Source organism: Acinetobacter sp. YH12155 (genome assembly GCF_013418255.1).
GTDB classification, from domain to species: domain Bacteria; phylum Pseudomonadota; class Gammaproteobacteria; order Pseudomonadales; family Moraxellaceae; genus Acinetobacter; species Acinetobacter indicus.
Map to the genome: position 1 here is coordinate 1 of NZ_VPCK01000044.1, position 5,188 is coordinate 5,188.

At 37.9% G+C, this 5,188-nt stretch carries 2 protein-coding genes and 2 pseudogenes; all 4 read right to left on the reverse strand.

The annotated features are described in order from the left end of the window. Positions 1-314: 314 nt before the first annotated feature. The 4 genes and pseudogenes from FTU86_RS13600 to FTU86_RS13610 all read right to left on the reverse strand — a co-directional run bounded on the left by FTU86_RS13600 (position 315) and on the right by FTU86_RS13610 (position 5,087). Positions 315-1,247 (reverse strand): hypothetical protein, encoded by a 933-nt coding sequence (locus tag FTU86_RS13600; protein WP_180048601.1) that lies wholly within the window; start codon positions 1,245-1,247, stop codon positions 315-317. A gap of 1,515 nt (positions 1,248-2,762) precedes the next feature. Then, positions 2,763-3,485: pseudogene (locus tag FTU86_RS13895) on the reverse strand (restriction endonuclease subunit S); the annotation flags it as partial. Continuing rightward, positions 3,471-3,989, reverse strand: a pseudogene (locus FTU86_RS13900) (restriction endonuclease subunit S); the annotation flags it as partial. The pseudogenes FTU86_RS13900 and FTU86_RS13895, both read right to left, overlap by 15 nt. Positions 3,990-4,157: 168 nt before the next feature. Continuing rightward, positions 4,158-5,087 (reverse strand): replication initiation protein, encoded by a 930-nt coding sequence (locus tag FTU86_RS13610; protein WP_180078323.1) that lies wholly within the window; start codon positions 5,085-5,087, stop codon positions 4,158-4,160. Positions 5,088-5,188: the final 101 nt, after the last annotated feature.

Below are 5,188 nucleotides of genomic sequence, written 5' to 3' on the forward strand. Positions count from 1 at the left end.
AAAAAAATTTGAATTATTTGGCTCAACTAGGCTACAATTAGGGTTCAAGATAACTGTGCTCTAGTTGAGATTAATTTCTCAGCAAGTTGCCGAAGAAAAGCCCGATTGCAGTCGGGTTTTTTTTCGTCTGCGGAAAAGTGTACACCAATTTTACAACCTTGTTAAGTTATTCATTTTATTGCGAATTATTAAAAAAATGCACAACAAACAAAAATGTATGTTGCTGTTTTTAAAAGGTTTGAGTTTGGTTTTGCTGAACACACCAAGATTTTTGAAAAAAATCCTGGTGTGTTCAACCAGAAACCAAAACCATTTTATTTGCTTGCTTTTTGAATCGCTTTTTTCATGTATTCAATCATCTCCAATGGCTCTGCATTAGCTCTAAGTCCTGATTTAAGCCGTTGCACATACTTCAATTTTAAAGGGCGATAATAGGGTAAATATTTTTCGCCATATTTAGCCTTAAAAACCTTACGTTCCTTAGCCCATAATGTCCCGACCTGTTTACGCACACCTCTGAAACCAAGATAGCCCTCTAAAATTTTCAAATGCTTCTCAAAATATGCCTGTTTTTCTTCCTCAGATTTTTCAATGCACTGATTCCAACGATTAATCAGTACCTCACCCTGTTTCTGCACCTTGCTATAAGATTCAGATCCAATCCTCCAAGTCCAATCGGAAGCATTTTTTTCACGCCCCTCTAAATCGTCTTTGATTGAGCGCTTTTGAGTTAAACGTACAAGCTCATAATTTCCAAATTTAATTGGTGAATCAAAGACATAAGAAAATTTTTCAGCACCATCAATATACTTTTTAAGCGTACTATTCACTTGGTCAATTGGTATAAGACCGTCATAGATTTGAGGGGTATCAATATTGCAAAAAAGATAAAACTTCATTTCTAAATAACTCTCGGAATGATTTAAAAAATCAAAGTCTGAACGAGTAAATTTTTCAGGTTCATTTTTAGCAATTTCAATTAAATCTTTAGTGAAAGCATCATCACCAACAAGGTTCGGCTTGATGATTAAATCAAAAGTTGGATGCCCTTTTTTCTTTTGCTTAAAGCGTTCTTTTGGGGAAATTGTGAGTTGATAACGCTCAGTCCATTTCTCAACAAAGTTTATAAACTCCTCGTCATCATGAAATTCCATATCAAGCTCAGCAAAAAGAACACAATTCGATCTTGTTATTTCATCTTGTAGCTTTTGCATCGCAAGTGTAGAAAACATTGAAAAATAGATCATCACAGCATCCAAATAGCGGTTTTATGTTAAAAATAGCTTTTTTATTGGAATTTAACAATAGTGATTTAAGGTGATTAAATCTTAAATTATAGAATTTAATACCTTAAATTTTTTTAAAATTTTCTTATTTTTTACATGATGGAATTTAACAATTATGTAGTTCCTGCGATTTGACTACATGACTGTAATCTGATAGTTTTGATTTTAGATATTGCTGTTTTTATTAGGTCTGCCAAACCTTTGTTTTTTAGATATTTTTATCTGATTCTCAAGGGTTTAGCCAACCTTTCGAGAATCAGCATCTGCCGATTTATCATTACTGCCATTTTGATAAATTACATCGGTGTAGCTGCGTGCGTGGGAAACCTAGCTGGCGCGGCTGCAACGAGGGCTGAGGGGTGTGATTCCCCTTTTCTACTCATTCCATTCGATTTTTTTAGGTCGGGGGAGCTGTAGTTGGGCGACAAGGACACGGGAATCTAGGCGACTAGATCAACCCTGCCAATTTTGAGAGGTTGAGAGTTTTCAAGGATTGATAAACTCGTTAAGAAACCCTACGAGCTGTTAGCGATGACAGACGTATGGCCAACAGGTGGGCTTTTGCGGTTACGGTGACGTAACAGGGGTGCAAGTTGAAAGATGGCGTACTCGGTACTCAAACAGTGATTTGGTGAATTTGTCGTGACGACATTCCACATTGCTAAGTTGAGATCAATGGATAGCTCAAGCCTGTAATTGCGTGTCAGCCGTTGTTAACGGTCAAACTCGCATTTGGTAGTGAAAGTGCTTTACCTGCTTTGACGATTTGTAAACTGTATTAATGCCCCTAAATTCTTGGAACTACGGGGGGCGGAACATGGAACACAGAGCAAATTCAGCAGATAAGCGATCTACACGTTAAGACAAAATTGGATAACTTGGGACGCACTCAAGACCGTTTTGAGCATGGCATCTGGAAACAGTGCAGGCAACATGCAAGGTCGTGATTCGTGAGAATCTTTATGAGTGTTGGAGATCAGATTAGTACAAAACCCTTGATTTTTAAGGGTTGCAGTCACTCCGAGCGAATAAAAACGTAAGTGGTGATAATCGGGAAAGTCTGAGCCGATGGTGGTTGATGTGAAATATCTAAAACAGTGTTTTGCTTGGGATTGGCTTCCCTAACAGATTGGCTTCTGTAATGTAAAACACTGAAAAACAGCAAATTTAATTTTTCAAAGTTTGGCTACTAAGAAAAATTAGGCGTTGGCACGGCAATGGTGATGCACGTTAAAACATCAAAGGATTGGTAGCCCAAGCTAGCAGTTGGTGGATAACAACTAAAAACTGATTCCCAGTTTGAGCATTCTGTAAAAAAATGCTCGCCTTTTAGTTTTTTGGTAAAAAGAAATTAATGAATGGCTCTAAATGCTCACCATTTGCTTTTTAAGCGACTTTTTTGCTTAGATATAGAATCACCAATCCATCACTCTAAAAATTAAATCTAGCGCAAACTGTGCGTAAAATGAAAAAGGTTTAAACAAACATCTGCTGCAACAAGCCTTTTTTCCACGTTTTAGCTTGTTCAATTTGCTGTGCTGCGACTTCAATTTTTTGGTCAATGGCAGATAGAAAATTGGCGATTTTGGTCTGCTCCTCTATGCAAGGAAGTAAAATTTCCATTGGTTGAATTTTACTTTTACTGATTTCCAGAAAAGTAGAACCGCTCGCTCGTTCAATAAATGATTTTTTATTATTTACAAGCCAATAATATAAAAACTCATTCAAAGTGTTTTCTTTAACAATAAATGATTGGAACCCTTGGTTTGTAGTTACTTCTGCAATAGCAATTGCTACTTCACCAATAGTTGCTCTCGAAGTAAAAAGAATAGTGCCTACTGGAAGTTTTTTTGCTGAAGATTTCTGAACGCCAAGTTCTGAAATTGTTCGCTTACTTTCACCTATAAACTTTTTACTTATTTCAGATGGTGTTAGCCATACTACGTCACCATTCCAATATTCTTCATTATTAGTTGATGGTGTACCGCCACCAATAATCTCTGCAATCTCTGAAAGGATTTTTTCCTCCCACTCCCCAAACTCACTTCCATCATCTGCTTTAAAACGAATCTGCTGACTAAACAACTTCTGCATCATGCCTTGTTTGTATTGACTCAGCAGCTCATGTTTTTTGGTCAGTTGACTAATCTTTTCATCCACTGCGGAAAGAAAAGAAGCGATTTTGGTTTGTTCTTCTTTTGAAGGCAGTTTTAAAAGAACTTCACCCAATATTTTTTGGGAAATATTAGTTTGTGACTTTGCTAATCCTGAAGTTTTAGACTGCAACTGATTCTGACATTTTACTGAAGATAAACTAATGCCTAAAAATAGAGGATTGTTTTCTTCATTTGATTTCAAGCGAATTAATTTATCTGAAATCATCAGTTTTGAACGAACTGAATGAGGAACAACTGAAACAACCCCAACTCGTTCCGTAGGCCCTGCTCGTGTAACCAAAATATCCAAAGGTTTAACTTCTATTTCCTTTCGAGGAGTCAGCTCTAAAGGTAGTTTCTTATTAAAAGAAGAATTAAAGCCACTCCAATCAACTGAAGTCGTTTTTAAAACCCCCCATTCGCTTGAGTTAGCAGGGTAGCTTTCACATTGAGGACTCCAACCTGAATCAATTGAAGTAATACAATTTTTTAGTGTGACTTCCTTCCAATTCTCATCAAACTCTTTAAATCTTAATTTAGGAAACAACGTAAAACTCTCTTTAAATTATGAAACTTCGGATAAAGAAATTGATCATTCAGAAACAGCTAAAAATAGCCTAGGCTTAGATCGTGGAACATTCTTAAAATTGACCATATTGACACCCAAAATACCCCCTCTTCGAAGGGATATCTGATATAGCTTATTTGGTGCAACTTACAGAGTGCCATTTTTCTTTCTGTTGTAGTACGTCCTGCGTGATATTCCTATAGCTTCCCAAGGCTTCGTTGAACGCTCTGAATCAGCTTTAGCTCCACGTTTAGATTTTTGCCCACCTTTACGCCCTTTCTCAGCGTGCCATTGCTTTAAGCCTTGTTCACTAAATCTCTGCCATACCCACGTTGCTATGCTCTTTGCTGTGGCTTTAACTTCTGAATAAGGTAGTGCTTCGGGGAAACCTGCATTAATGTCCTTTAGGCGGTCTTTGACAGCGTTATGCCACAGTTGGAAAGGGGCATTTGCCTTTTTAAACTCTATAACAGCTTTATACGACCATGATGCGCCCTGCTGAAACATGGTGCAGTTACGCCCCAAGCCTTGCTCTTGCTCGCTTTTCCTAAGTGCTTTAACCACAACATAATCGGCAAGCTCATCGAGCAAGTACGATTTATCTGTGAAATACATCGTCCGCCAAGCGGGATTGTAGGGGTTTTTGGTCAGTTTTCGGCTGTACCCTGCATCAGCTTTGAGTTTTCGAGCCATAGCAGCCTGAATTTTTGCAGCGTACTGCATTGGCTTAATGCTTGCGATTTCCGTTGTGGGATAGGGAAATAATAAACGGTAGCATATATGTACATGCCCATTTTTCGGGTTCTGTGCTACCCAAAAAGGCTCAGGCAAGTTTTCTTCTCGCCAAGCAAGTGCAGATTCAGGGTAATCGAGATCAAAGACAAAGTAAGACACCAAACAAGGTTGGTTGAATTCAATGTATTTCTTTCTAATTGCTTCTGTTTTTTTCGTTCTGTATTGTCCATCCGCAAAATCATCTGTGCAGTGCGGATAGTACGCAAGATCGTTGAAAAACAGGTCTAGCTGTTTTTTTAGAGCCATGTTGTCCTTCAAAAAAATTTGAATTATTTGGCTCAACTAGGCTACAATTAGGGTTCAAGATAACTGTGCTCTAGTTGAGATTAATTTCTCAGCAAGTTGCCGAAGAAAAGCCCGATTGCAGTCGGGTTTTTTTTCGT